General features: G+C 64.1%; 21 protein-coding genes and 1 pseudogene. 2 read left to right on the top strand and 20 right to left on the bottom strand.

What is annotated here, in order from left to right:
* Positions 1-71 precede the first annotated feature (71 nt).
* Positions 72-1,508: a glycoside hydrolase family 140 protein gene (locus tag QVP03_RS09570; protein WP_022333250.1), complete on the top strand. Its 1,437-nt coding sequence runs from the start codon at positions 72-74 to the stop codon at positions 1,506-1,508.
* A gap of 147 nt (positions 1,509-1,655) precedes the next feature.
* On the opposite strand, the gene QVP03_RS09565 is transcribed toward QVP03_RS09570, so the two are convergent.
* The 20 genes and pseudogenes from QVP03_RS09565 to QVP03_RS09470 form a co-directional block, all read right to left on the bottom strand.
* Complete coding sequence (locus tag QVP03_RS09565; RefSeq protein ID WP_022333249.1) at positions 1,656-2,228, bottom strand: hypothetical protein; 573 nt, start codon at positions 2,226-2,228, stop codon at positions 1,656-1,658.
* A gap of 9 nt (positions 2,229-2,237) precedes the next feature.
* The gene (locus QVP03_RS09560) at positions 2,238-3,545 is read right to left on the bottom strand and encodes a phenylacetate--CoA ligase family protein (protein WP_256166145.1); all 1,308 of its coding nucleotides are present in this window, start codon (positions 3,543-3,545) and stop codon (positions 2,238-2,240) included.
* The gene (locus QVP03_RS09555) at positions 3,542-5,200 is read right to left on the bottom strand and encodes a C45 family peptidase (protein WP_022333247.1); all 1,659 of its coding nucleotides are present in this window, start codon (positions 5,198-5,200) and stop codon (positions 3,542-3,544) included. The genes QVP03_RS09560 and QVP03_RS09555 overlap by 4 nt, the downstream gene beginning before the upstream one ends.
* A complete protein-coding gene (locus QVP03_RS09550) occupies positions 5,197-6,693 on the bottom strand; it encodes a phytoene desaturase family protein (protein WP_022333246.1) in 1,497 nt (498 codons plus the stop codon). The genes QVP03_RS09555 and QVP03_RS09550 overlap by 4 nt, the downstream gene beginning before the upstream one ends.
* Before the next feature lies 1 nt (position 6,694).
* Positions 6,695-11,743 carry a DUF2062 domain-containing protein gene (locus QVP03_RS09545; RefSeq protein ID WP_022333245.1) on the bottom strand — a complete coding sequence of 1,683 codons (5,049 nt, stop codon included), beginning with the start codon at positions 11,741-11,743 and terminating at the stop codon, positions 6,695-6,697.
* Positions 11,740-12,108, bottom strand: a complete 369-nt coding sequence (locus tag QVP03_RS09540; RefSeq protein WP_022333244.1) for a fabA-like domain protein — start codon at positions 12,106-12,108, stop codon at positions 11,740-11,742. The genes QVP03_RS09545 and QVP03_RS09540 overlap by 4 nt, the downstream gene beginning before the upstream one ends.
* 17 nt (positions 12,109-12,125) lie before the next feature.
* On the bottom strand, positions 12,126-12,743 hold the full coding sequence (locus tag QVP03_RS09535; protein WP_022333243.1) for a LolA family protein: 618 nt from the start codon (positions 12,741-12,743) through the stop codon (positions 12,126-12,128).
* The gene (locus QVP03_RS09530) at positions 12,740-13,426 is read right to left on the bottom strand and encodes a polysaccharide deacetylase family protein (protein ID WP_022333242.1); all 687 of its coding nucleotides are present in this window, start codon (positions 13,424-13,426) and stop codon (positions 12,740-12,742) included. The genes QVP03_RS09535 and QVP03_RS09530 overlap by 4 nt, the downstream gene beginning before the upstream one ends.
* On the bottom strand, positions 13,417-14,436 hold the full coding sequence (locus QVP03_RS09525; RefSeq protein ID WP_022333241.1) for a beta-ketoacyl synthase chain length factor: 1,020 nt from the start codon (positions 14,434-14,436) through the stop codon (positions 13,417-13,419). Before QVP03_RS09525 ends, QVP03_RS09530 begins: the two co-directional genes overlap by 10 nt.
* Positions 14,433-15,596, bottom strand: a complete 1,164-nt coding sequence (locus QVP03_RS09520; RefSeq protein ID WP_022333240.1) for a beta-ketoacyl-[acyl-carrier-protein] synthase family protein — start codon at positions 15,594-15,596, stop codon at positions 14,433-14,435. Before QVP03_RS09520 ends, QVP03_RS09525 begins: the two co-directional genes overlap by 4 nt.
* Entirely contained in the window at positions 15,593-17,746 is a 2,154-nt protein-coding gene (locus tag QVP03_RS09515; RefSeq protein ID WP_288210742.1) for a phosphopantetheine-binding protein, read from the bottom strand. Before QVP03_RS09515 ends, QVP03_RS09520 begins: the two co-directional genes overlap by 4 nt.
* Positions 17,719-18,162 (bottom strand): acyl-CoA thioesterase, encoded by a 444-nt coding sequence (locus tag QVP03_RS09510; protein WP_022333238.1) that lies wholly within the window; start codon positions 18,160-18,162, stop codon positions 17,719-17,721. Before QVP03_RS09510 ends, QVP03_RS09515 begins: the two co-directional genes overlap by 28 nt.
* Positions 18,162-18,602 (bottom strand): hypothetical protein, encoded by a 441-nt coding sequence (locus QVP03_RS09505; protein ID WP_022333237.1) that lies wholly within the window; start codon positions 18,600-18,602, stop codon positions 18,162-18,164. Before QVP03_RS09505 ends, QVP03_RS09510 begins: the two co-directional genes overlap by 1 nt.
* Positions 18,578-19,963 (bottom strand): lipid biosynthesis B12-binding/radical SAM protein, encoded by a 1,386-nt coding sequence (locus QVP03_RS09500; RefSeq protein ID WP_288210741.1) that lies wholly within the window; start codon positions 19,961-19,963, stop codon positions 18,578-18,580. Before QVP03_RS09500 ends, QVP03_RS09505 begins: the two co-directional genes overlap by 25 nt.
* Positions 19,933-20,814, bottom strand: coding sequence for an LpxL/LpxP family acyltransferase (locus QVP03_RS09495; RefSeq protein WP_022333235.1), 882 nt, complete (start codon positions 20,812-20,814; stop codon positions 19,933-19,935). The genes QVP03_RS09500 and QVP03_RS09495 overlap by 31 nt, the downstream gene beginning before the upstream one ends.
* Positions 20,804-21,052 carry a phosphopantetheine-binding protein gene (locus QVP03_RS09490; RefSeq protein WP_022333234.1) on the bottom strand — a complete coding sequence of 83 codons (249 nt, stop codon included), beginning with the start codon at positions 21,050-21,052 and terminating at the stop codon, positions 20,804-20,806. The genes QVP03_RS09495 and QVP03_RS09490 overlap by 11 nt, the downstream gene beginning before the upstream one ends.
* A 14-nt stretch (positions 21,053-21,066) precedes the next feature.
* Positions 21,067-22,315 (bottom strand): annotated as a pseudogene (locus QVP03_RS09485) (beta-ketoacyl-[acyl-carrier-protein] synthase family protein).
* Between the two features lie 4 nt (positions 22,316-22,319).
* Entirely contained in the window at positions 22,320-23,060 is a 741-nt protein-coding gene (gene fabG, locus QVP03_RS09480) for a 3-oxoacyl-ACP reductase FabG (protein WP_256166139.1), read from the bottom strand.
* A gap of 98 nt (positions 23,061-23,158) precedes the next feature.
* Entirely contained in the window at positions 23,159-24,682 is a 1,524-nt protein-coding gene (gene hutH / locus QVP03_RS09475; RefSeq protein WP_022333231.1) for an HAL/PAL/TAL family ammonia-lyase, read from the bottom strand.
* Between the two features lie 187 nt (positions 24,683-24,869).
* Positions 24,870-25,994, bottom strand: coding sequence for an aldose epimerase family protein (locus QVP03_RS09470; RefSeq protein ID WP_022333230.1), 1,125 nt, complete (start codon positions 25,992-25,994; stop codon positions 24,870-24,872).
* Positions 25,995-26,340: 346 nt separating this feature from the next.
* Here QVP03_RS09470 and QVP03_RS09465 point away from each other — a divergent pair.
* A partial coding sequence (locus QVP03_RS09465; protein WP_288210740.1) for a radical SAM protein occupies positions 26,341-26,751 on the top strand: 411 nt, incomplete at its 3' end.

Raw genomic sequence — 26,751 nt, 5'->3', positions numbered from 1 at the left:
ACCGGCACGGGGTCGCCTCCGGCGGCCCCGACTGCCGTTTTGTTCCCGGCTGTCGCCTGAAATCGTTTTTTATGAGGAAATTATTTGCGTTCCTGTTTTTTGCGCTCTTTCTTGCGCCTGCGCCCCTTGGCGCCCGGCCTTTCTCCCGAGGGCGCATCGTCGTGCATCCCGGCGGGCGTTACCTGCAATATGCCGACGGCAGGCCGTTCTTCTATCTGGGCGACACGGCGTGGGAGTTGTTCCACCGTACGACGCGCGAAGAGGCGCGCCTCTATCTCGAAGACCGCGCCCGGAAAGGGTTCACGGTCATACAGGCCGTCTGCCTCGCGGAACGTGACGGGCTGCGTGTCCCCAATGCCTACGGCGACCTGCCGTTTGCCGATGCGGGGTTCACCCGGCCCAACGAGCGTTATTTCGCGTATGTGGACGAAGTGGTCGCCATGGCCGACTCGCTGGGGCTGGTCATCGGCCTGCTGCCCGCATGGGGCGACAAGTTCTGCCTCAAATGGGGCCCCGGGCCCGAGATCTTCACGACGGAGGGGCGTGCCGAGGCTTTCGGGCGCTATCTGGGGGAGCGTTACCGCATCCGGCGGAATATCATCTGGATACTGGGCGGCGACCGTCCTCCCGAAGGGCGTGAACCCATACTGCGGGCCTTCGCCCGCGGCATTGCCTGCGGTGTCGCCGGCCGCGAGGATTATTCGGCCTGCCTGATTACCTACCATCCGTGGGGGAAATCCTCTTCGGGCGACTGGCTGCACGACGAGCCGTGGCTCGCGTTCAACATGCAGCAGAACGGCCATGCCTACGATTTCGACCTTTGGGAGCGCATCGCCCGCGATTATGCCCGGCAGCCCGTCAAACCCGTGCTGGACGGGGAGCCGATCTACGAGGAACATCCGATCGACTTCGACCGGGAAAAATACGGCACTTCCGAAGCCCTGCATGTGCGGCGGGCGTTCTACCACGAGGTCTTTTCCGGGGCCTGCGGACATACCTACGGCTGTCATGCCGTATGGCAGATGTGGGAACCCGGCCGGTATGCGCCTGTCACGGGGCCCGTGCGGAGCTGGCGGGAATCTCTCTCGCTGCCCGGGGCTTACCAGGTGTGCTATGGGCGGGAACTTATCGAGAGCCGTCCGTTTTTCCGCCGTATTCCCGATCAGGGCGTTATCGCCGGGGATGCTGGCTGGGGGCACGGGCGTTGTACGGCTACCCGCGACAGCCTCGGCACCTATGCCATGGTCTATTCCGAGAGCGGACGGCCGTTTGCCGTCGACCTGGGACGGGTTTCCGGGAAGCGGATCGTGGCCTGGTGGTACGATGTCCGCAGCGGGCGCCCGCTGCGGATCGGGGAATTCCGCCGCCGGGATGCCGGTGCGACGGTGACCTTCACGCCCCCGACCTGCGGCAAGGGGAACGACTGGGTGTTGGTGCTCGACGATGCGCGCATGAAATATCCGCCGCCCGGGAGATGCCCGGAAGCCCGCTCCGGGGCTGCCGGGTAAGTTCGCCTCCCGGGCGTTTTTATCCGGCGGTGTACAAGGTTTCCTGCCGGTGCGGATCGTGTCCCCGCTCCGGGCGCTCTTTGCCTATTATGACGACACACCCCGCACGAAGCCGTGCGGGGTGTGTCGGTGCGGGGTACCCCCCCCCTACCTGGTCAGGTATTTACCCTGCTTCTTGAGGGCGTTGTATACCGAGCCGGCCCAATAGTTGCGCAGGCCGAACCCGCCGGGCTTGCCGGCCATGTCCATCTGGAGGATGACCTCCTGCGTGGCGGGATCGAACAGCACGGCCGTGTAGTACCCGATGCCGTTGCCCTTGTCGAGCGTCGTGGCTATCAACACCAGTCCCTTGTTCCCCGAGCCGTTGTCGTAGCGGGCGAGGATTCCGGGGAGCTGCGCTGCGATGTCGGCCTTCGTGCTGCGGGGCGTGAACTGCTCGGCGGCCAGGCCGCCCAACGCCTCGTTGGCCTGTTCGACACTGGTCGAGAGGATGTCGATGCCGGTGAACCCGGCCACGTCGTATTTCTTGGGTTCGCTGAGGAAGAGGCGGTTGATGGCCTCGAACGCCTTGATGAACTCGGCCGGCTGCTCGTTGGCCCCGATGACGCTCACGCAGCTGTAATCCACGCCGTAGAAGTCGGCCGCCATCTTCGTCTTTCCCTTCTGTGCGAAACCGCCGACGGCGATCAGGCACAGGGCTATGCTCAGTAATTTTTTCATGGTTGGGTTTTATTTGGTTTGTTCGCGTAAATCTACGAATTTTATTTGTTTCCGGCTCATTTGGGGCATCTGTTTTTTCGCAATGTACTCCACCGGTTCGAAGACCACCTCGGGTGCTACGCGCACTTTCGAGCGGAACGTGTCCTTGATCTCCTTCTCGAACGCCTCGTCGCGGCGCGTGCTGCCGATTCGCAGCACGATCTGGTCGGTGCCGAGGCTTCCGGTGAATACCTCGATGATGTAGTTGTTCACGCCGGGGATGTTCTCCAGCACGTCGTACAGCGCGGGCGGGTAGAGCGTCGTGCCCTTGAATTTGATCATCTGCCCCCGGCGTCCGATCACCGACGAGAGGCGCATCGTCGTGCGGCCGCAGGCGCAGCGTCCCGTGCGGGCGATGCAGATGTCGCCCGTCTTGAAGCGCAGCAGCGGCATGCCCCGCACGCCGAGCGTCGTGATTACTACCTCGCCCTCCTGTCCCTCGGGCACGGGGTTGTTCTGCTCGTCGAGCAGCTCCACCAGGAGCATGTCGGCCGGGACATGCCCGCCGCAGTGGTGCCCGCATTCGGTGACCGAGGTCTGCATCTCGGTCGAGGCGTATGTCGAGAAGAGCTCCAGTTCGGGCCACAGTTCGGTGATTTTCGCCCCCAGCGTGTTGTTGCTGAAGTCGGTGTCGCGCAGCGCCTCGCCGATGCAGATCGCACGGCGCAGCGACGAGCGGCGGTAGTCGATGCCGTGCTCCTGCGCATAGCCGACGAGTTTTATCAGGAACGACGGCACGACGATGCAGCCCGTGGGGCCGATGCGCCGGATGGTGTCCCATTGCAGTTCGGGGATGCCGTTCCCCACGCGGATCACGCCGCATCCCAGCTCTCGGGCTCCCATGAAGTAAGCCAGCCCGGCCATGAAGCGGCGGTCGATGGTTGTCATCAGCTGCAGGATGTCCTCCCCGGTGCATCCCGCCGTGGTGAACGACACGGCCTCGTTGTAGGCCAGCCGGCCCAGGTCTTCTTCCGTCAGGGCGAACGTCACCGGGTCGCCGAGGGTTCCCGACGTGGTCACGTAGTCGATGATGCGGTGGCGGGGCACGCAGACGAACTCCCCGGGGTGGAGTTGCAGATCCGTTTTGGTGGTTACGGGCAGGTGCCGCAGGTCGTCCGCCGTGCGGATGTCGCCGGGCTGCATGCCGCAGCCGTCGAACATGCGCCGGTAGTAAGGCGAATTTTCATAGAGGTAGGCGACCTCATCGCGCAGGCGTTCCTCCTGGAACGCCGCGATCGCATCGGCCGATGCGAATTGTATTTCCGGGTTTCGTATCATGGCTTGCATTCCGATTTGAGTCTTTCTATCGCCAGGAGTTCGTCCCTGCGGGGAACCCCTGCCTCCAGCGCCTTGCCGAAGCTCTGTGCCGCGCGCCCGTCGTCGCCCTGCGAGAGGTAGTATTCCCCCAACAGTTTCCAGGTGTGGAAATTCTGCGGATTGGTTTGGGCGAAGGTTTCTATCAATTCCCCGTCGGCCTTCCTCCCTGCTTTCATCGCCCGGCGGATCCGGGCGCCGAGTTGGCGGGATGCGACCACGCGCGGGTAGTCTCGGGCCAGGTAGGCCGTGTCGGAAGGTATCTCCTGCGCCGAGTCGTAGAGCTCAGCGGCGGGGTCGGGGTTGCGCAGGATCGCCCCGAGGTCGTAGCAGACAAAGGCGCCGCCCTGCCACGGCGAGGTCGAGACCCACATTTGCAGGGTTGCCGGCTTGAATATGACCGAGTGGTGGGCGATCGACTGGTTCACCGAACAGTCGTTCCCCACGCCGATGTCCTTGCCGCCCGTGCCGCGCTGGTCGCGCAGCATGGCGGCCGCTGCCGGGACGCCGAGGGGTGCATTCGCCGCCATGAGCTCTTCGAGCCGGGCGAAGCGATGGGGGCTGTCGGTCATGGCGATATTCTCGCGGTTGTCCCCGTCGTCGGCGAACGCCTCCGACTGGTAGTGGTTCGTGCATATGAGGTACTCCCCGTCGCCCTCGTAGAGCACGGTTCGGCGGGGCGTTTTCTCGATGATCGCCGCCCTCCCGTCGCGTGCCGAGGCCACGAGCAGCGATTCGCTGACGAAGGTGTCGCGGCGGCGGGCGATCTCCAGCGCCTCTGCGATGGTCGCCGCATGTTGCAGGATCTCGCGTGCGAGGATCGAGATGGGTGTCGCCGATGCGAGCGGCACGGGCCCTTTCGCGGCATTGATCGTCACGGTTAGCCCTTCGGAGTTCATGCCCGACAGCACGCCGATCATCCCCGCCCAGCCGATGCTGGCGAAGGGATAGCCCGCCTGCGGCCGGCAGAAGGTCACGATCTTGTTGCGGGCGAAGTCGTCGCCCATATAGAAATCGAAGTTGCGCCCGACGACCGGTTTCCCGTCGTCGCTCGCACCGCCCCATGCCGCGAACGAACTGCATCCCACGAGCATGTACTGGCTCATAGCGTGCCCGATGTCGTGCGCCGCGTGGTAGTTGAGCTGGCGTTCGTAGGGGGTGCCGATGGCGTCGAAGTCGTGCGAGCAGTAAAGCGACCGGGCGTATATCTCGCGCCGGTACTCCTCGGGGACGTGCCGCCCCAGGTTGCGGTTGAATATCCGGATCATGCCGCCCAGGAATTTCAGGTAGCCCTCCGAGGGGACGAATTCGCGGATTTGGTCTACGAAAACCTGTTCCTGGTAGTGCATCAGCCCTGCGGTGAGGGCGCCTGCCGCCGCCCCCGACTCTTCGGGCGGCCCGGCGGTATAGAGCTCCCAGAGTCCGTGGGGGTTGCAGCGCAGGAAACTGCCGTGGCAGGTGGTGTAGCCACCGTGGTTTGTGACGCGGTAGGCCGCGGTGTCGATCGTCACCGCTGGTTGCTCCATGTCGGCCGTCAAATAGAGGCCGCAGAGGAATGCCGCCGGCAGGACGAGGATCGCCGCCAGTGCGATGAGTGTGTATTTGAAGAGGCGTTTCATGCGTTTGCGATTTTTTTTGCGAGGTATTCCGTGCCCACTATTTCCGAGCAGGTCGCCGCGGCCGACAGCGTGACGCCGATGGCGCCGTGAACCGTGAGGTTCTGCCCCGTGAGCAGCAGGTTTTCGAATTTGGTGCGGGCCGGGATGTGCGACGCCATGATGCTGCGGCAGTCTTTCAGCAGCCCGTATGCCGCGCCGTGCGGTGCGCCGGTGTAGTGGCGGTAGGTGAGCGGCGTGGCGGCATACGTATGGGCGATGGCATCCCTCAGTTCCGGAAGGCGGGCGCAGGCGAAATCGACCGTCGCCTGCGTCATGGCGGCCTTCAGCGCCGTGTAGGCTTCGGGGCGGCGTCCCGGGGCGGAGCCTTCCCACGCCTCCCAGGGGCGGGTGGCGACGGGCGTCATCAGCGTTACGACGTCGCACCATGCCGGGTCGCCGTCCGGAGCCTGTGCGCTGAGCAGCACCATCCCCGGCCGCATGGCCTCCGGGTCGAAAAGCGTCTTCCAGACATCTTTCCCGGCGAAGTAATAGAGGTTCCGGTTGATGTAGGGGAACTGCCCCGGCTTCAGCAGCAGGTATATCGAGAAGAGTCCGTACGAGTCGGGCAGGCTGCCGATCCGTTCCCTGAATGCCTTGCGGACGACGGGCGTCGGGCCTATCAGCCGGAGGGTTTCCGCGGGATGGATGGCCGAGATGACGGTTTTTGCCCGCAGCATTCGCCCGTCGGCCAGCTCCACGCCCGTGACGCGCCGCCCTTCGGTGTGCAGGGCGACGACGCGGCTCCGCACCAGCGTCGTCCCTCCGTGCTCGCGGATCTTGGCCGCCAGTGCGTCGGCGATCTGCTGCGTCCCGCCCGTAAAGCGGCAGGCGCCTTCGATGTTCGAGTGGTTTATCATCGCGTGGTGGTAGAGCGTCGAGCTTTCGCGCACGCCTCCGTAGAGGGGGTTCGTCCCCGCGAGGACATTGCGCAGCAGCGGGTCTGCGACGCATTCGCCGATGAATCCGGCCGCCGGTGCCCCGAGGTATTTCGTTCCCCCGGCCGACAGCCGCCCCGTGCGGTGCACCCTGATGCCGATGCTGCCGCCGATTTCGCGCAGCTTCGCGCAGTAGCGGCCGAGCCCCGCCTTTTCGTGCGGGAACAATTCCCCGATGTGCTTTTCGAAGGCTTCGTAACCGTGCATGTAGGCGTAGTCGCCCGCTCCGGGCAGCGACACGACGTCGAATGCCTCGTCGAGCGGCCGCAGGCGCAGCGAGCCGAGGATGCCGAAATATTCGAAGTAACGGCGCATGATGCCGCCGGCCTGCATGCTGCCGATGTAGTGCATGCCCGTGTCGATCGCATGTCCCCGCCGGGAGAACGATTGCAGGCAGCCCCCGGGGACGTCGGCCTGTTCCGTGACGCAGACCCCCATCCCTTCGCGGGCGAGCATGGCGCCGCACTCCAGGCCTCCGAGGCCGCTGCCGATGACGATTATGTCGAACTGCCCCTCCATGTCACTCCTCCTTTCGGCCCTCCGCTTCCCGCCGGGTCAGTATGTATACCGTATTCGACGTGCGCGTGTCCTTGTGCGCGGCGTGTATCTCCATGCCCAGTTCGCGGGCGATCCGGGCCAGCTCGGGCGTCGAGGTGAAATGCAGCCCGCCGTCGGTCTTGTTGAACCCCACGATCTTCGTCGACCACACCTCGGTCATCGCCGTGGCCTTGTGCCGCTCGGCCTTGCCGCTGTCGCCGTCGCGGATGATGATCCGTCCGCCTGCGTTGAGCCGTGCCGCGCAGCGCCCGATGAGCGCCCGTTGTTCTTCGGGGCGCATGTAGTGCAGCACGTCGACCAGCAGGAAGGCGTCTGCCCCGGGCAGCTCCGCCGTGCGCAGGTCGGCGTGGATGAACTCGATGCCCGGCCGCCGCAGGAAGCTCTGTCCGGCCGTCTCGACCTTTTCCGCATCGTAGTCCATGCCGATGACCCGCCGCCGCTCGCAGAGCATGGCGAGCATGTAGCTCAGGGGGCCGTATCCGCACCCGAGGTCTACGACCGCCGCATCGCGCGGCACGATGCGGTCGAACAGCTCGTAGCTCCGCTCCAGCCGCACCTTGACGCGCATGTACCACTCCAGCACGGGGCCCTTGTAGGTGTAACTCTTGATGAGCATGTCGCGGAAATAGGGGTTGCACGGCCTGTTGTAGGTTTCGTACAGCCCGAGGTACTCCCGGCGCATCAGGCGGCAGGCGGCCTTGGCCTGCGCCGAGCAGTTCGCGGGGTCGGCGGCAGCCATGCGCGGCAGCACGCGGCTTACCACCAGCCCGTGTTTGATATAGATGGGCTGCCTTTTCGACGAGATCATGCCGTTGCCGTAGAGGCAGATCGGCAAGATGTCCAGCCCCAGTTCCCCGGCCAGGTAGAAAGCCCCCTTGTGGAAGCGTCCGATCTTCCCGTCCGCCGAGCGCGTCCCCTCGGGGAAGACGATCACGCTGTACCCTTCGGCCACTTTCTGCGCCAGTGCCGGGGCGAGGCGTTCGTATCCGTCCGCCGCGTGGTAGAACCCCAGGTAGCGGACGATACGCCCGAATACCGGCGAACGCCATACCCAGCCGTTGGTCACCATCACGGCCTTGGGGCAGATGCTCAGCAGCACCAGGATGTCGATGAACGACTGGTGGTTGGCGATCACGACCGCCGGTTTTTCGAACTTTTCGCCCGGCTCGTTCAGGCGTATGGTCTTCGTCGTGACCATCGCCCGCAGGAATCCCCGCGTCATGTGGTGGATCGACCACTGCACGATGCGCTGTTTGCGGCGGCGTGCCATCGGCAACGGCCAGAGCGTGAAGATCAGCGCCTGCAACAACTGGCAGCCCGTCACGAACAACCCGAATGCGTAGGCCGTGTTCACGAGGCTCCCCAGCGTGTAGGGCGCCCCGCCCTTTTCGGTCTGCGAGGTGATCAGCATCCGGAACAGCACGGGTTGTATCGTGTAGGAGACCAGCACCACGGCGACGATGCCGAATAGGGAGATCGTCGCCAGCGAGTGCAGTGCCGGGTGGCGTGCGAAGATCAGCGCCCCGAGCCCCACCACGACGGTGAAGGCCGAAAAGAAGATCGCCGTCTTGTGCGTGTCGAGCATCCTGCGCCCGGTCTTGTATTCGCTCAGCAGCCCGTCCATGATGAAGATGCTGAAGTCGTCGCCGATGCCGAAGATGAAGGTCGAGAGGATGATCGTCACGATGTTGAATTCCACGCCGAACATCGCCATCAGTCCCAGGATGATGACCCAGCTGATGCCCATCGGCAGCAGCGACATCAGCGTCAGCTCGATACGCCCGTAGCAGAGAAATAGCGCCACGGTGACCAGTATCGACGAGATCGAGAGTATCAGGTAGAAGTTGTGGTTCACGCTCCGCGCCATTTTCCCGGCGTAGAACGCCCGGTCGGCGACCACGATGTCGTCCGCCGCCGAGAACACGGCGTAAACTTCGTGCTTGCAGCTGTCGGGCAATGTCACATGGCTCAGGAATATGGGTGTCGCCCCTTGTCCGTCGATCCATTCGCGGAATACCTCCCGTGCCGCCGGGGACGAGTAGTCGAGCCTGGTGTACTCCCTTCCGGCCAGTTCCAGTGCGCCGTCGAAGGCCCCTTCGGCGAATCCGTAGCGCCTTTCGCCCTCCCGGATCCCTGCGCGCAGCACTTCGCGGCGCTGCGGCGTCCAGAACTTTCGCCAGCGCTCCAGCCTCAGCATCTGCTCGGCGCTGTCCACCACGAACGAGGTCACCCCGGCATGGGAGTCGATCTTCCCGGCCTGTTTCAGCGAGTCGAGCTGCCGTCCCAGGCGCAGGTAGCTGTCCACGGCTTCGGCCGGGGTGTCGGCCGCCGTGAGGAAGAGCACCTTCGAACGTTCCCGGTCGTCGTCCATCAGACGGCTCAGACGCTCCTCGGCCTGCGCCAGATGGGGTGCGTTGTAGTTCAGGTGCATCATGTCGCTGTCGAAGCCGATGCGGTTGAAGAAGAAGAGGCATACCGCCGTGAGCCCGAGTATCGCCGCCACCAGCATGCGGTTGCGGTCGGGGCGCATACTGGTGAGCCGCTCCACGCCCTTGAGCACGGCCGACCCCCCCCCGCGATCCTCCTTACGGATCAGGTGTGGCAGCAGGACGAGGCTGAACAGCGTCGTTCCGACCAGTGTCAGCGAAGCGAAGAGCCCGAAGTCGCGCAGCAGCTGCGAGTCGGTGAAAAGCAGCCCGGCGAAGGCGCCGATGGTCGTGATGCTGCCGATCGTCAGCGGGTAGGCCAGGTCGCGGATGATCTGCCGCGGGTCGTGGCAGTGGTTGGCATGGCAGAGGATGTGTATCGAGTAGCTCAGTGCGATGCCCATGACGACGGTTCCGGCCCCGACGGCTATGGCCGAGATCGTGTGGCACACGAGCGACATGACCGCCAGCGCCAGCAATCCTCCCAGTGCCACGGGGATCAGGGCCAGCAGCACCGACAGCTTGTTGCGGAACGAGAGGGTGATGAACACCACGATGACGAGGATGGCGATGTTCAGCGTCAGCATCATGTCGTGCTTGATCTGCCGCGCGTTGTATGCGGCCACTGCCGGGGCGCCGAAGTAGTCGGCCGAGATGCCCTGGGCGGCGTACTCGGCGTTCAGGCCGGCCAGCACCGCTTCGATCCGCTCCACCAGCCGGTCGCCGATGCCCGTGTCGCTGCTCTCGTACCGGGGCGAGATGAAGACCATCAGCGTCGTCATGTCCTTCGAGAAGAGGTAGTCGTCGAAGAGCGTGTAATTGCCCCCGATATTCAGCTCCTGTAATTTTCCCAGTGCCCCGAACGACAGCCCCAGCGGGTCGTCGTAGATGTATTCGTCGATGAACCCGCCGACGGGCGACAGCAGCCTGCGGTAGTTGCTTTCCATCGCGCGCGCGATGCCCTGCCGCGTGAGGAGCGTGTCCATGCGGGCATAGTCCGCCTCGGTGAGCAGCAGCGGCAGGTGCCCTTGCAGGAACGCCCGCATGTCGTCCGCCAGCTCGCAGCCGAACGAAGCCTCGGCCTGTGCCCAGCGGTGGAAAAGCGTATCGGCTTCGAGCAGTTCCACCAGCCGGTCGGCGCAGGCCATCATCCCCTCCGCCGTGGCTCCCGTGCCTTCTGCACCTTCCCGGGCATTTATCATCACGGCGATCTTGTCCTTGATCTTCAGGTTCGAGAATGCCGCCGCGGCCTTCCGCTCCCCGTCGGGGAAGAAGCCGGTGATGTTCTCGCTGAAACGCAGTTGCAGGGCCGCCGCACCCATCGCCGCGACCAGCACTGCCAGCACCGTGCAGAGCAGTGCGCGGCGCCGTTCGAAGAAGTCGTAGAGGGTGATGAAAAGTTTATTCATGGCCGGGCGTGCGTTTACAGAGTACGAGCAGGGCATAGCCGACCAGAGCACGGACAGGCCATAGCCGCCCGCCGTCGCGGCCGCACCGCATACGGCGGCCATCGTGAAGCTGCCCACGATGTATTGTACGAGGTCTGCGGCCACCCGTTCCAGGGTGATGTCCGAGAGCGAGAGCGGCATGTCGCGCTGCAAGACCTGCGCCCCCGTCCAGTAACTTCCGTAAAGGATGAACGGGATCATCGGCGGGATGCTGATGTTCGAGCTGATAACCGCCACGGCTTTGTTCAGGCGTGTGAAATGCGCCGTAACGGCGGCCGCGATCATCTGGTAGCCCCACAGCGGGGCGATGCCGAAGAAGACGCCCAGCCCGATCGAGGCGGCCAGCCGCGGGTTCGAGTCCTTCGACCGGGTGATGTTGTCGGCCACGAAGCGCCGGATGTTTTCCCGGGTGAGCGACCGCAGGAACCGCCAGGGATAATAGAACAGCAGCGCTCCGAGCACGAGCAACGTGTTGAGGATGCTAATGCGCGTGAAATCCTTGCCCGGGCGGAAATGCGACACGCGCTCGGCCTTTTCGGGGTAGAAAACCCCCACCGGGATGTTGCGCACCTCGATCCCGCGCCATGCGGCGCGTACCAGCACTTCGACCTCGAACTCGTAGCGGCGCGTCGCGAAACGCATCCCCTTCATCCGCCGCACGGGGTAGAGCCGGAACCCCGACTGCGTGTCGTCGAGGCGGATACCCGTCTCCACGCGGAACCAGAAGTTCGAGAACTTGTTGGCGAAGGTGTTTTTGCCCGGCATGTTGTCCGACCTCAGGTTGCGGGCCCCCACGAGCAGTGCGTCGGGGGTCTTTGCGATCTCTTCGACGAATTTCGGGATGTCCGAGGCGTAGTGCTGTCCGTCCGAGTCGATCGTCAGCATGTAACGGTAGCCGTGCTCCGCGGCGTAGCGCAGCGCCCGGCGCAGGGCGTAGCCCTTGCCCCGGTTCGGAGCGTAGGAGACCGCCTCGACGCCCGCCGTGCCGAGTATGTCCGCCGTCGAGTCGGTCGACCCGTCGTTCACCACCAGCACGTCCGTGCAGTAGCGGCGCACGTCTCCGATGACTCGGGCGAGGGTCTTTTCGTTGTTGTAGGTCGGGATCACCGCCAGTATGTCGTTTTTTTCGCTGGTCATAGCTCTTCGCTGACGGTTCCTTTGAGTTTGAGTGCCGTTTTGCCGTTGTTGGCGACGGTGCAAACGAGCTTCTTCGCCGCGGGGCCGTCGTCCGCGAGCCTGATGTCGATCTCCAGCAGTTCGTCCGCCTGCGGCACGACCATCTCGAGGAACTTGCATTCGCGGATGGCCGCATAGCGGAACCTGCGTCCCGTGCCGCGGTTCAGGCATTCCCGTACGAGTTGCAGCGTGCAGACTCCCGGCAGCATCGGGTGCCCGGGGAAATGCCCCCGGAAGACCGGGTGCGACGCATCGAGCCGCACGCGGAAAGCGTAATGCCCCTCCTGGGCCAAGTAGTTGTCTATGCTGGTGAACAGGTCTTGCATCGGGCGTGGTCTCTGGGTTACGGGTTGAACCTTGCGGGGTCGACCGGGAGGTTGAAACGCTTGTTGCGGAATTCGTAGACCGAACGCCCGCCTTGGGTCTCGCAGAGTTCCATGCGGTCTAAGGTCATGTCCTTCAGGTCGAAGCAGAGCGTGATCGAGTCGATGTACTTGCGGGCGCGCTTCGACTCGGGAACCATTTTCACCTCCCCGACACCCTCCTTTTCGGTGTAGCCGATCTGCCACCCCTGGCCGAACTGCGAGAGGTCGCCGGTCATGCTGGCGCGGATCATCAGCGCCACCTGTTGCAGCATGGGGTTGGCCGACGTCGCGGTCTGGGTCACCTGCCCGGCCGTTTTGAGGATGATGCGGTCGTTGCGGATAATCACCTTGTCGCCTTCGGGCACGGTGTAGTCGAGCGCCATGGCGAGGCTGTTGTCGTAATAGAAGCGGCCTTTGAGCTCGATCTCGTTCTTCATGCGGCGCACCTGTTTGTGCTGCGTGAAGTCGCACTGGATAGTCCTGTTCTCGCGGCTGGCTTCGGCGAGCCGCTCTTTGAACGACGCGGGCAGCCCGGCCCGGGCCGTCAGCCCCGACAGGAGCAGGGCGGGGATGAAAAGAAGTGACGCTATCTTCATGGTTTCTCGGTTTTAAACAGTTCGCATACGGTCGCCGTGCGGTAGCCCCCGCGTTGCAGGTCGTTCAGCACCATCGCCAGTAGCCGTTCGGCACCGGGGCGGTCGTCGTGCAGCAGGATCACCTTGCCGTCGCCCAGCCGTCGGCGGATGCGGCGTGCCACGGCCTCACGGCTGCGCTGCCGGAGCGTGTCGAGCGAGCGGATGCTCCAGCCCACGCAGCGGCTTCCCGTCCGTTTCACGGCGCGTGCCACCATCGGGTTCGTGACCCCGTAGGGGGGCCGGAAAAGGTCGGTTTCCACGCCGGTTATCTCGCGCAGCGACTCCCGGCACCGCAGGATGTCGGCCGCCATCGCCCCGCTTCGCAGCATCGGGAAGCCGGGCGTGTGGCTCCACGTGTGAATGCCGATTGCATGCCCCTCGGCGGCCATACGGCGTACGATCTCCGGGTGCAGTTCGGCCTTGCTGCCGATCAGGAAGAAGGTCGCCCGTACGCCGTGCGCCCGCAGCGTGTCCAATACGCGCGGCGTCTGCTCGGGGTCGGGCCCGTCGTCGAACGTCAGCGCCACGACGCGCCCCGCCGCCCGGTTGCGGCACAGGCTGCGGACATACGCCCCCAGCCTGATCTGGTAGGAGCAGTAGAAAAGGGCGAACCCCGCGGCGATTATGGCGATAATTACATACATGTCAATTCGATGGCGGATACGGTGCTGCCCGGGAAATCGTTGTAAAGCACGATCCTCTGCCCGGCGTTCCCGGTGTCCTCTATGCTCCCGGCGTTCCCGATATTTCCGGCCTTACCCGTATTCCCGGCCTCCCCGGCGACCACACGGCGGAACACCTCGGCGATGGCCGTGAAATGGGGCGTCACGCCGCTCATCGACGCACGTACCGTCCGGCACTCGCCGCTATGCATCGCATTCCCTGGTTCCTCCCCGTTCCCGGCGGCCGTCCCCGTGCCGGGACTTCCCCCGGCCGGGATTTCACGGCCGGCGTTTCCCCCGGCCGATGTCCTTGTGCCGGCATCTTCCCGGGACTGGATTCTTCCCGTGCCGGCGCTTTCCCCGTCCGGGAATTCACTGCCGGCGCTTTCCCCGATGGCTGTGCCGTCCGTGAACCGGATCCCCGTGATCGCCGCGACCGAGGTGTCGAACGCTTCGGCGGTCAGCACGAAGAATACCGACGATTCGCCCCAGCCGCCCTGCTGTGCCATCCCGAGGCGTTGCAGTACCTTTTCGACCGACGGCGTCGTCTCGTCGAACGCCCCGACCAGTACCGCCCGCGACAACCCCGCGCCGATGCGCAGTGCGGCATCCGTCAGGGCGTTCTCGAAGCTCGTCCAGCGGTTGGCGTAGGTCGTGTTGTAGCAGTGCAGCCCGCGCAGCAGGGCGATCTGAGCCCCGACCGTGTTGAACGTCGACTGGATGAACGGCGTCGGGTTGAGCATCCGCTCTTCGTTGGCGATCAGCGAGTCGAGGAATTTCTCGCTGTCGGCGATGCACCCCAGCCCCGTGGCCGTGACGACGGCCTCGACCGCCGCCCGGTCGCCGAATTCCAGCAGCGATTCGATGCCCGCCGCGACGCCCGACTTCACCACGCGGCTCATCCTCCGTCGGAGGTTCATTTCGGGGATCAGCTCCTTGATGTCGCGGCGCAGCCCGGCGTCCGATGTGATGCAGTTGACGTAGAGTTTCATTTGGCAAAGATTAATGAACAGCAGTTGCCGCCGAACCCGAACGAATTGGAGAGCACCGAACGTACGTCGGCCTCTTGCGTCCGTGCTACGGGGTGCAGCCCGAGCTCCGGGATCGGCTCCGCGAATCCGGGGTTGCCGTAGCGCAGCCCGTGTGTGATAGCCAGCACCGCCAATACGGCCTCGATGCCTCCCGCCGCGGCGAGCGCATGCCCCGTATAGCCTTTCGTCGAACTGAACGGCGGCACCTGTCCGCCGAACAGCCGCCGCAGGGCGGTGCCTTCCGTGAGGTCGTTGTTCGGGGTCGCCGTGCCGTGAACGTTGATGTAGTCCACGCAGCGCAGCCCGCTTTGTGCCAGCGCCCCGGCCATGGCGCGGTATGCCCCCTCGCCCGTTTGCGACGAGGCCGTTTGGTGATAGGCGTCGTTGGCATTGGCATATCCCGTCAGGCGGCAGTAGGTGCGCATGCCGGGCCTTTCGTGCGTGAGGACGAGGTAACCCGCCCCTTCGCCCAGGTTCAGCCCGGCGCGCGTGGCGTCGAACGGGCGGCAGGGTTCCCGGTCGAGCACCGAGAGCGAGTTGAAGCCGTTGAGCGTGAAACGGCAGAGGGCATCCGTGCCCCCGGCCACCACATAGTCGGCCATGCCGCTCCCGAGCAGCAGGGCGCCGGTGACGATGGCGTTTGCGGCCGACGAGCAGGCCGTGCTGACCGTCGCCGTGTAACCTCCAATGCCGCAGTAGCGGGCGATCCGTTGCGTGCTGTCGGCACAGTCGTGCCCCGCCACGTCGCGCAGCCGCCCTTTCGCCTTGTCCGTGCGGAAGTCGCGGTAGAAATTCTCCGTCAAATCCATGCCGCCTACCGAGGTGCCCGAGACGAGTGCTACGCGCGCCCCGGCGGGGATCGCCGCATCCGCTACGGCCTGTGCGGCCGCCGCCATGCCCAGCAGGGCGGTGCGGGAGGGATGTTCGCGCTCCGGGATGCCGAGCAGCTCCCCGAGTGCCGCGTTGTCCCGTTTCACTTCGCCCACGGGCACGCCGACAGCCGAACCGGGAAGCGTCGGCTTCCCGATTCCGCTGCGTCCGGTGCGCAGGCTCCCGAGCGTCTCCCCGGCTCCGATGCCGATGGCCGAGACGATCCCTATGCCGCAGACGGCTATGCTCATTGCGGGCGGTTCTTGCGGATATAGTCGGCCAGCGTGGCTACCGAATAGAATATCGGTTTGGCCTGGGCCGGGTTTGCCAGCCGTATGCCGTAGTGTTTTTCGAGCAGGAGGGTGATTTCCAGTGCGTCGATCGAGTCGAGTCCCAGCCCGTCGCCGAACAGCGGCGCGTCGGTCGCTATCTCGTCGGCGGTGATCTCCTCGAGGTTCAGCGCTTCGATAATTTGTTGTTTGAGTTGCAGTTCCAGATCTTCCATCGTATTTTGTCCCGTTTTTTCGGTTAATGTCAGTTCGCAGTCGTAGCTGCCGCCGTCGAATTCGCACCAGCCCCACAGGACGGCGTCCATGCGCCCTTCGGCGATCAGCGAAGCGGCGTATTCCCGGATAAAGTTACTGCTTTTGTCCGGGAACGCAAAAAAAGTGCTCTCTCCCTTCAGCCCGTGCTTGATCGCCACCTGCCCCAGCATGATGTTGGGCAGCGTGTAGACGAACACCGCCGGTGAAGCCCCGCACCCGTCCCCGGCGTCGATAATCGCCTGGTGGCGCCGGTCGCTGTCGAGCGAGGCGCTGCGGTTGGCCATCACCACGCCGATGCGCTCCGCCGGGCAATCGGGCCTGTGTCCGGAGAGCAGTTCGCACGAGGCGACGTAGGCCAGCTTGCACAGGTCGTCCATCTTCGAGAATTTCATGTTCGGGTCTGCGAGCGCCCGGTATCTTTCGCGGATGAAGGCGTCGAACGGCAGCGAAGGGTGTTGCGCAATGACGACGTGTGCCGTATCGTGACAGCGGATTCCGCTGCCGTGTCGTCCTGTGCCGGTTTCCGCATGGCCGCCGGCCTTTTCTCCGGTGTCCGGGTTCCCGTGCCCGACCGCATTTTTGCCACGCGCCCGGTCATTCGCGCTCATAGCCGTTCCGCTTCGGGCACGGGCAGCCTCCAGGCAGTCGTTCCCGCCTTGCACACCTGTGTTTGGCCCACACCCTTGTCCCGTTGCCGTTTCATTTCCGGGCGCGGCGTCGGGGCCCGCTGCGCGGCGGAATACGACCGCGGCGTTGCAGCCCCCGAATCCCGAGGCGGTTTTCAGCGCCGCGTCCGTTCGTATCTTGCGGTGCGCGGCGCTCACGTCGGGCGGGTAGGGTACCCCGCACTCCGCGTAGCCCTTCACCCCGAAGCAGGTGCCCTCGCACAGCTCCCGTACCGTAACGATGCTTTCGATCACGCCCGAAGCCCCCAGCGTATGTCCGAAATAGGGCTTCAGCGAGTTGCAGGGCACGCCGCACAATCCTGCGAGGTGCAGCGCCCTGCTCTCCATCTCGTCGTTGTAGACGGTCGCCGTGCCGTGGGTGTTTACCAGCCCGATCTCCCCGGCCCCGATTCCCGCCTCGGCGAGTGCCGCGCGGATAGCGTACCAGAGCCCGTCGCCTGTGCGCGAAGGCGCCGATATATGGTTGGCGTCGTTCGAGATTCCGCCTCCCGCCACGCTCACGCCCGTGGCCGAGAGTCGTCGGTCGCGTGTCAGCAGGACGGCGCCGCACGCTTCGCCCAGTGTCAGCCCGTCGCGTGCCGCATCGTAGGGACGGCAAAGCGTCGGGCTCACCGACTTGAAGGCGTTGAATCCGCTGACGATGAAGTCGCTCAGCAGGTCGAATCCCGCCACGAAGACATGGTCGTACCGGCCGCTGCGGATCAGCCGTGCCGCGATGACGATGGCCGAAACCCCCGAGATGCAGGCGTTCGAGATCAGCAGCGGCCGGTGCGCGGCGCCGAAATGACGCCCCACGACTTCCGCCGTCCTGTTCAGGTCGCATCGCTCCGGGGCGCTCCCCAGCGACCCGATCTCCCCTTTGGTCGTCGCCAGGACGATCAGCACCCGCTTGTCGGCGGGCGTGACCCCCGAGCGGGCGACCACCCCGCCCAGCGTCGCCAGCACGAGCCGTTCCAGGGGCGTATATCCCGCGAGTCCCTGCTCCGCCGCCAGCGCTCCGAGCCGCTTCCGGTCGATCAGGCATACGGGTGTGGCGTCGTGCCACGACGCCAGCGAGCTTTTCATGGCACGTACGGCGGCCATGTTCTCCTCCGTGCCGAAGCCCAGCGCCGATACCATGTCGTCGGGGCCCCACCAGACCGTTATTTCACCTCCCATCGCTCTTTCCATTTGCGGTAGAATTCCGGCGCGAGCAGTTGCAGTTCGCCCCGGCTGTCGAGAAACACCTGTGTCGAGCTGCCTTCGGCCACCACTTCGCCGTCGGTGGCGCTGCGAATCGTGTACTCGAAACAGACCTTCGCCGCCTCGGTGGCGATATAGCGGGTTTCCACTACGGCCGTGTCATTCACTTTCAGCGGTTTCCTGTATTGCAGGTGCAACTCGACGATCGGCGCCGTGTAGCCGCTGGCATAGATGTCCATGTAACCCAGCCCTGCGAATTCGCGGCCGAACGCCTCGCGCCCGTCCTCGAAATAACGCACGTATTCGCCGTGCCACACGATCTGCATCGAATCCACTTCGCTGAACCTCACGCGCAGCGATGTCTTGTTCACGAGGCTCGCCTCGCTCTTTTTCCTGCGTACCATCACTCTTCCAGGTATATTTTCATCCGGCACTCGGCGACGGGTTTCCCGTCGCATTCCGTCCGTGCCGAAAGAAGCGTTACGTTCATCACCGTCTGCTCGACCATGTTCTGGGTGACGAGCCTGCTGCCCACCGGCGGCAGGAAGTGCACCTTCAGGTCGTTCACGGCGCCGATGTACCCCAGCTGCACTCTTCGGCCCATCGTGCGGTTCATGTAACCCGCCCTCAGGGCGGCCGACTGTGCGATGTGCTCCACGATGCCGCACTCGTCCAGCACCCCGTCCGCGACGAACAGGTTGTCCGCCGTAACGGTCAGCCCGCTGCGTGCGCACCCCCGCTCGTCGATGCCGTAAAAGGTGTCGACCATCACGACCGGCGGGCGCTGCGGGATGTATTCCAGTATCTCCTCCCCCGTAATCAGGGTTTTCTCAGGTACTCCCATAAAGGCCCTTTTTTATTTCGTTTCAACCGCAGCGTATCCGCCAGCGCGCTCTGCGGGTCGTCGGGGAAAACCCACGCCTTGCCCGTGGCCAGCGCGGCAGGCCGCACCTGTTCCAGGTCGAAGTCCGGCGAGAGGTAGTAGGTCGGCCCCAGCAGGTCGTCGTCCCGGCCGACGACACCCTCTTTCGCGGCCAGCTCCGCCAGCCGCGTATGCGGGTAGATGCGCATGCCCGCATAGGGGAACATGACGGTGTACTCCATCCGCCGCGAGTTTTCGATTGTTTCGCGCATGTTTTCGCGCGTGTCGCCGTAGCCGCCCAGGATCAGGAAGTGGGCGTAGTAGACACCCTCGTCCAGCGCGAGCCGGCTTGCCCGCTCGACGTCGCCGAACGTGAAACGCTTGCCGTAAGCCTCCAGCGTCCGGTCGCAGAATGACTCGGTGCCGAATTCGATGTGCGTAAGCCCCGAAGCCCGGAACAGCCGCATCTGCTCTGCGTCGATGCCCCGCGGCGAGAAGTAGGCGCCCCAGCGGATATCCGTGCGGCGGCGGATCAGCGTCTCGGCCAGCCGGACGTTGTATTCCGGGCCGATGTTGAACACCGAGTCGGTGAAAAACAGGTAGCTGATCCCGTAGTCGCGCTTGGCGCGCAGGATATTTTCGGCGATGGCCTCGGGATCCATCGTCCGCACGCACCGCCCGTCGATCGAGGGGTACGAACAATAGATGCAGTCGTAGGGGCACCCCCGCTTGGTCTGTATGTTGAGCATCCCGCTCCGCTTCCAGTAATAGCCCGTCAATTCGGGCTCGAACTGCACCTCGATCGAAGGCAGGTAGCTCCTGCGGCCGCTTCCGCGGCGTCCGTCGCGGGTATAGACCGACGGGATGTCGATCTCCGTCCGGCCGCGCTCCAGCGTCCCGATCAGCTCCGCGAGCGGCTCTTCGCCCTCACCGTGGATGCCGTAATCGGCGCCCAGCTCCCGCATGAAGGCCTCGGGGAAGATCGAGAACCCGGCACCGCCGATGATCAGAGGGGCGTCGCTTGCCGTGCGTATGACGTCCGCCAGCGCCTTGTACTGGGGCAGGAAGCCCCGCCGGTCGAGCGAGTTGGCCCCGTCGACATTGCGCAGCGACAGCCCGATGTAACGGGGTGCCAGCATGCGGATACGCTCCGCCAGCTGCCCGTCCGTGAGCAGGTTGCAGTCCGCCATATCGACGCGTATCCCGCTTATCGTGCGCTCCAGATAGGTTTTCAGATACGAAAGTCCGAGCGGATAAACGGGGTAGGGCGAGGTGTGCCGGTTGGCCGATACGAGTAATATGCTGCATGCGCTCACGACCAGAACCGATAGAAGTTGAACCACTGCTGCGGGTAGCGTCTCACCACGGCTTCGAGCGAGCGTACGTAGCTGCCCAGTATGGCCTCCTTCGTGCCGCACCCGTCCCCGTCCGGGATGTCGAAGATGAAGCGGTAACGCCTGCCGCGTTCGCGCATGGCATAGTAGAAGACCACCGGGACGCGGAATTTCCCGGCGACGGCGAACGGCCCCGCCGGGAACGGCGCTTCGCGCCCCATGAAAGGTAGCGTCACCGTCGGGCTGCCCTCGACGAAGCGGTCGCCCTGGAAGCAGACGTACTCCTTGCGGTCGAGCACCTCCTTGATGCGGAGGATCGACTCGATGCCGCCCTCGTTCACCGCGATCACCTTGTAGCCCTCCTGCCCGCAATGTTTCTCCATGACGCTTTTGATCTGCCGGTATTCGGCGTCGTACATCACCAGGTGCATCTTGCGGGCGTAGTCCCCGAAGAACCCGGCCCCCGTGCCCCAGCATCCGACGTGTGCGCCGATGATCACCGCCCCGCGCCCGCCGTCGAGCACGCGCAGGAAAGCGTCGTAGTTTTCGAATTCGAATTTGTATTTTCGCTCCATGCCGCTGCCGATGGCCACCCGGTCGATGATCGTCTGCCCGAGCGCATAGTAGTGGGCGTAGAGCTTCACCGCCGAGTGCAGCCTGCCGTATCCCAGGATGCGGCGGTTATAGAACCATACGGCCCGCGTGGCGCGGGGTGCGAAGGGGATGAAATAGACGACTACCAGCGAGAGGAAGGCATACGCGCTGCGTATTCCGGCCACCTTCATCAGCAGGATGAAGAAATTGTACCCGAAACCGCCGCCGCGCGAGCGTCCGCTCCACTGTTTGCCGTTATTTCCCATTCGTCCGGCTGATAATCAGGTCGTAGAAGTCCCGGAAGGTCTTCAGCTCCTTGAAATCGGGGCCCGTGAGCGTTACGCCGAAGTTCTTGTCGACGATCACCACGACGTCCACCAGGTCGAGGCTGTCCAGGTCGAGCGTCTCCAGCAGCGGGGCTTCGGGCGTGATGGTCGTCCGGTCGACTTCGAATTCATCGGCCAGTACGGTATCGATCTTTTCTATGAGTTCCTGTTCTGTCATTTTTAGGAAAGGGTTTATTTGTATTTCTTAACGATCAGGGTCGAGTTGGTGCCGCCGAAGCCGAACGAGTTCGAGAGGAAGCAGTCGAACTCCGTGTCCACCCTGCGGACGGGGATGTTGAGCTTCGAGGTGGCCTCGTCGCCCTCGGTGAAGTTGATGTTCGGGGCGATGAACCCGTGCCGCATCATCAGCATCGAGTAGACCACTTCGCTCGCCCCGGCCATCCACATTTCGTGGCCGGTCATCGACTTGGTCGACGCCACGTAGGGGTTGCATCCGGCGAATACCCCGGCTATCGCCTCCGCCTCGTTGTAGTCGCCCAGCGGCGTCGAGGTGGCGTGCGCATTGACGTAGGGGATCTCTTCGGGCCGCATTCGGGCGTCCTCCAGACACCGCAGCAGCGAACGGCGCGGGCCGTCGACGTTCGGCACGGAGATATGCTCGCCGTTCGACGAGAACCCGTACCCGACCACTTCGCCCAGGATTTCGGCGCCCCGTGCGACGGCCGATTCATGGCTTTCGAGGATCACCGTCGCCGCGCCTCCGCTCGGCACCAGCCCGTCGCGGTCTTTGTCGAAGGGGCGCGATGCCGCCGCGGGATCCGATTCGCGGGCCGAGAATGCCCCCAGCCCGTCGAAGCTGCCCACCGAGTAGAGGTTTACCTCCTGTGCGCCGCCGCAGACCACGCGCTCCTGCAACCCCTGCCTGATCATCAGGTAACCCATGCCGATGGCGTGCGACCCGCTGGCGCAGGCCGCCGAGAGCGTGAGGTTGATGCCCCGCAGGTTGAAGATCACCGAGAGGTTCATCGTCACGGTCGAGTTCATCGACTGGAAAATATTGCCCGAGCCGACCATCGCCGTGTTCCGCCTGGCGCGGATGATGTCGATCCCCTCGATCACCGGCGCCGCACTGCTGTCGTTGCCGTAGATGATTCCCACCTCGTTCGCCGCCAGGTAGGCCTCGTCCATTCCGGCGTTGCGCATCGCCTCGGCGGTGGCCATGTAGGCATATTCGCCCTGCTGGGGCCGAGGCATATTCGCGCTGCTGGGACAGACCCAGCCGCTTGCGGCGGTCGAGCACCCCTTTCAGGTTCGGTTGTTCCACGATCCCCGTCAGCGACGAGATGTATCCCAGCTCCCTGCGCGCCGGGTCGAGCCCGATGCCCGAGCGTCCTTCGCGGAGCGACTGCGTGACTTCTTCCGTATTTTTTCCGATGCAGGCCCAGATGCCCATTCCGGTGATAACTACTCTCTTCTCCATGGTCTCAGGTATATAATCCCCCGTTGATCGAAATGACCTCCCCCGTGATGTAGGAGGCTTGTTCCGAGATGAGGAACATCGCCAGGTCGGCGACTTCGGCCGGTTCGCAGAAGCGCCCGGCGGGTATCTGTTTGCGGAGCTCCGCCTCGTCGATGTCGGCGGTCATGTCCGTGCGCACGAATCCCGGGGCGATGGCATTCACCGTCACCCCCTTTTTGGCCACCTCCTGCGCCAGCGCCTTCGTCGCGGCGATCACGCCGCCCTTGGCCGCGGCGTAATTGGCCTGCCCGGGCAGCCCCTTGATGCCCGAGAGCGAGACGATGTTGACGATGCGCCCGAACCGGTTCACGAGCATCCCCTTGAGCAGCGGCCGCGTGACGTTGTAGAACCCGTCGAGGCTGGTGCCGATCACCGAGTGCCACTGCTGCGGTTCCATCCACATCATCAGCACGTCGTCGCGGATGCCCGCGTTGTTCACCACCACCTCGATGCAGGCGCCTTCGTGCGCTTTCTGCCATGCGGCGATGGCCGCCGTGCTCTCTTCGCCCGAGGCCACGTCGAATTGCAGTGCCTCGCCGTCGCCGCCTGCGGCGCGGATGCCCGACAGGGTCTTTTCGGCCTCGGCGGCGTTCGACTTGTAGTTGACGAGCACGTGGTAGCCGCACCCGCCCAGTTTGAGGCAGATTTCGCGGCCTATGCCCCGGCTGCCGCCGGTCACGAGTGCGTATTTATTCGTTTTTGCCATTTTCTGCGGTTATAGCTTGCTGCAACTCCTCGCCCAGCGAGCGGCGAAAGCGCCGGAAAGACAGCACAATGTCGCGGTCAGGGTGGTCAGGAGCTTTTTCATAGGGAAGCGGAATTGTTTTTCAGGAAATTTTCGATGGCGGCGATCTCCCTGTGCTTGGGCGTGTCGTCGGCAAAGCGCGGCACGATGCCCCGGATGTCGGCATACAACTGCCGCGTGGCGTCGGAGAGCTCCCCGGCGCATTGCAGGTAGTCGGCGGCCTGCACCAGCGCCAGCATCTCGATCGCGGCGACCTGGTAGCCGTTCTCCACGACCTGCCGCGTGAGCATCGCCGCGTTGGTTCCCATGCTCACGATGTCCTGGTTGTCGTTGTTGTTGGGGATCGAGTGGACGTACATCGGGTTGGAGAGCGTTTGCGACTCGGCCGTGGTCGAGGTCGCCGTGAACTGCGCTGCCTGCAACCCGTAGTTGAGCCCCAATTTGCCGAGGTTTACGAACGGCGGCAGCGTCTCGTTGATCCGGTCGTGGAAAAGGTAGTTCAGCTGCCGTTCGGCGAGCATCGTCATCTTCGTCACGGCGATCTTGAGCTTGTCCATCTCCAGCGACACGTAGTCGCCGTGGAAATTCCCGCCGTGGTAGATCGTCCCCGCCGCGGGGTCTACCACCGGGTTGTCGTCCACCGCGTTGAACTCCTCGACGAGGATTTTCTCGGCCTGGGAGATCGTTTCGAGCACCGGCCCCAGGATCTGGGGGATGCACCGCAGCGAGTAGTAGGGCTGCACCTTGTGCCTGAAGGTGGGTGCCGCGCCCGTGTCGCCGCTGTAAAGTTCCGCTTCGCGCTTGCGCAGCCGGCGGCTCGTGGCGCATATGGCGCGCATCTGCCGGGCGATCTCGATCTGCCCCGCGTGGAGTTTGTATTCGTTGAGCGCCCCGGCCATGAAGTCGTCGTACGACTCCACGATTTCGTTGAGCATCACCGATGCCTTCACCGCCCACCCCAGCAGGCGGCGCGCCTGGGCCAGGTTCACCAGTCCGATGCCCGTCATCACGGCCGTGCCGTTCGTGAGCGCCAGCCCGTCGCGGATGCGAAGCCTGAGGGGCGTTATGTCGCATGCCGCCATCGCCTCTGCTGCCGGGACGGTTTCGCCCCGGAACGAGACCTCCGCTTCGCCGATCAGCGCCAGTGCGATATGCGCCAGCTGCACCAGGTCGCCGCTTGCGCCCACGCTGCCGTGGCGCGGCACGAGCGGGTAAATTTCGTTGTTGAGGAAATCGGCCAGTATCCGCACCACGTCGGGGTGTACGCCCGACTTGGCGTTGAGGAACGTTTGCAGCCGCGCCAGCATCGCCGCCCGCACGCAGATGTCGGGCAGTGCCTCGCCCGCGCCGCAGCTGTGCGAACGGATGATGTTGTACTGGAGGCTGTTCAGGTCGGCCTCTCCGATCCGGTACTGCGCCATGGGGCCGAACCCCGTGTTGATGCCGTAGATGACCTTTCCCTGCTCGAATTTCTCCAGGAAACGGTAACACGCCTCCACTTCGCGCAGGGCTTCGTCGTCGATCTGTATTGCGGCCTTGTTGAAAATCCGGTCGTTTATGGTATTTAGGTTCGAACGTAGCATTTTTTGAGCCGGTTTATGGCTCCAAAATTACAAAAACTATCTCAATAAATATTTATAAGTTTGTTTTTTTGTTTATATCGTCGGGCGATGCGGTCTGGCGCCTAAGGCTGCGGGCGGCATCCGTGCCCCGGAAAAACAGCGGAGGGCACCCGATGGTGCCCTCCGCCGCCAAGGCATATCCTGCGTGTTATTTCACGCCGAACTTGTAGATGCAGACCTGCGTATAGGTCTCCCCGGGGCGCAGTACCGTCGAGGGGAAATTGTCGTGGTTGGGGCTGTCGGGGAACTTCTGTGTTTCGAGCGCCAGCGACTCGCGGTAGCGCTGCGGCTTGCCGTATTTGCCGATGCTCGTGCCGTCGAAGAAGTTGCCGCTGTAAACCTGCAGTCCGGGCTGGTCGCTCAGCACCTCGATGGTACGTCCCGAGGCGGGTTCCCAGACCGTGGCGGCCTGCTCGATGCCGCTTTCGGTCTTGCGGTCGATCACCCAGTTGTGGTCGTAGCCGCCGCCGTTGCGCAGCTGCTGGTTGTCGGCTCCGATGCGCTCGCCGATGGCGTGCGGCTCACGGAAGTCGAACGGCGTACCCTCTACCGGGGCAATCTGGCCCGTGGGGATCAGCACCGAGTCCACCGGGGTGGTGTGGCTGGCGTTGATCGTCATCACGTTGTCGAGCACCGTGCCGTTGCCTTCGCCCTTGAGGTTGAAGAACGGGTGGTTCGACATGTTCACCACGGTCGGTTTGTCGGTAGTGGCCTTGTAGTCGATGCGGAACTCGTTGTCGGGCGTGAGCGAGTAGGTCATCTCGATATCCAGGTTGCCCGGGAACCCGTCCTGTCCGTCGGGATGGAGGTAATGCAGCACGAGTTTGTCGTCCGAGGCCGATACCACGTCCCATACCACGCGGTCTACGCCCAGGAGCCCGCCGTGCAGCGTCTGCCCGTTATTGTTCACCGGCAGGGTGTATTCCGCGCCGTCGAGCGTGAAGTGCCCCTTTGCGATGCGGTTGGCGTAGGGGCCTACCACGGCGCCGAGGAACCGTTCGCCCGTGTTGTCTATGTAGCGGCCGATGTTTTCGTAGCCCAGTACGATGTCCTCGTAGCGGCCTTCGCGGTCGGGTGTCCAGAGCGATACGACGCGGGCGCCGTAATTGGTGACCTGCATGGTGATGTCGCCTGCATGGAGCGTGTAGAGTGCGACGGGTTTGCCGTCGACGGTGGTCTGGAATGCCTCTTCGGGCAGCAGCGGGAGTTCCGTTTTCTGCACGCCGCACGCAGCCAGCAGCGACATGCCGAGTAGGATAAGCGATTTTTTCATCGGTTTCGTTTTTTTTAAGTTTTTTCAGCACGTAAAGATAAACGATTCCGGCGAAAAACGTGCGCTGCGGCCCGGTTTTTTGCCGGAGCCCGTACGGTTTCGGCACGCTTTCGGACATTTACGGCGTATATTGGAGGGATTTTGCTATTTTTGTCCGGGACATCAGCCCGCTCCATGAAACAGAAGCAGATATTTACGTTCCGCGACGCGGAGAAACAGGTCGCCCCCGCGGCCTTTTCGATCATGCTCAAACCGGCGGGCTCGGCCTGCTTTTGGAACAGGCCCCAACCGGGGGGGCGGGCCCTGCAACCTCGACTGCCACTACTGCTACTATCTCGACAAGGCGGTGCAGTACGGCGGCCGCCAGGCCGTGATGGACGACCAGCTGCTGGAGCTCTGCATAAAACAGTACATCCGGGCCAATGAGGTCGACACCGTGCAGTTCTGCTGGCACGGCGGCGAGCCGTTGCTGCTGGGGCTGGATTTCTACCGCCGGGCGATGGAGCTGCAGCGCAGGTACGCCGACGGCAAACGGATCGAGAACACGTTGCAGACCAACGGTACGCTGGTCGACGAGGCGTGGTGCGACCTCTTCGCCGCCAACAATTTCCTGGTCGGCCTCTCGCTCGACGGGCCCGGGGATATCCATGACGCCTTCCGCCTGACCAGGGGCGGCAAACCGACCTTCGAGCGCGTGATGCGGACGGTCGGGATGTTCGGGCGCAGCGGCGTGGAAGGCAATACGCTGTGCGTCGTG

The sequence above is a fragment of the Alistipes sp. CAG:29 genome (assembly GCF_000435435.1).
Classification (GTDB): Bacteria; Bacteroidota; Bacteroidia; order Bacteroidales; family Rikenellaceae; genus Alistipes; species Alistipes onderdonkii.
Note: the sequence above shows the minus strand (reverse complement) of the source record. Positions and strands in the feature narration are given on the sequence as shown.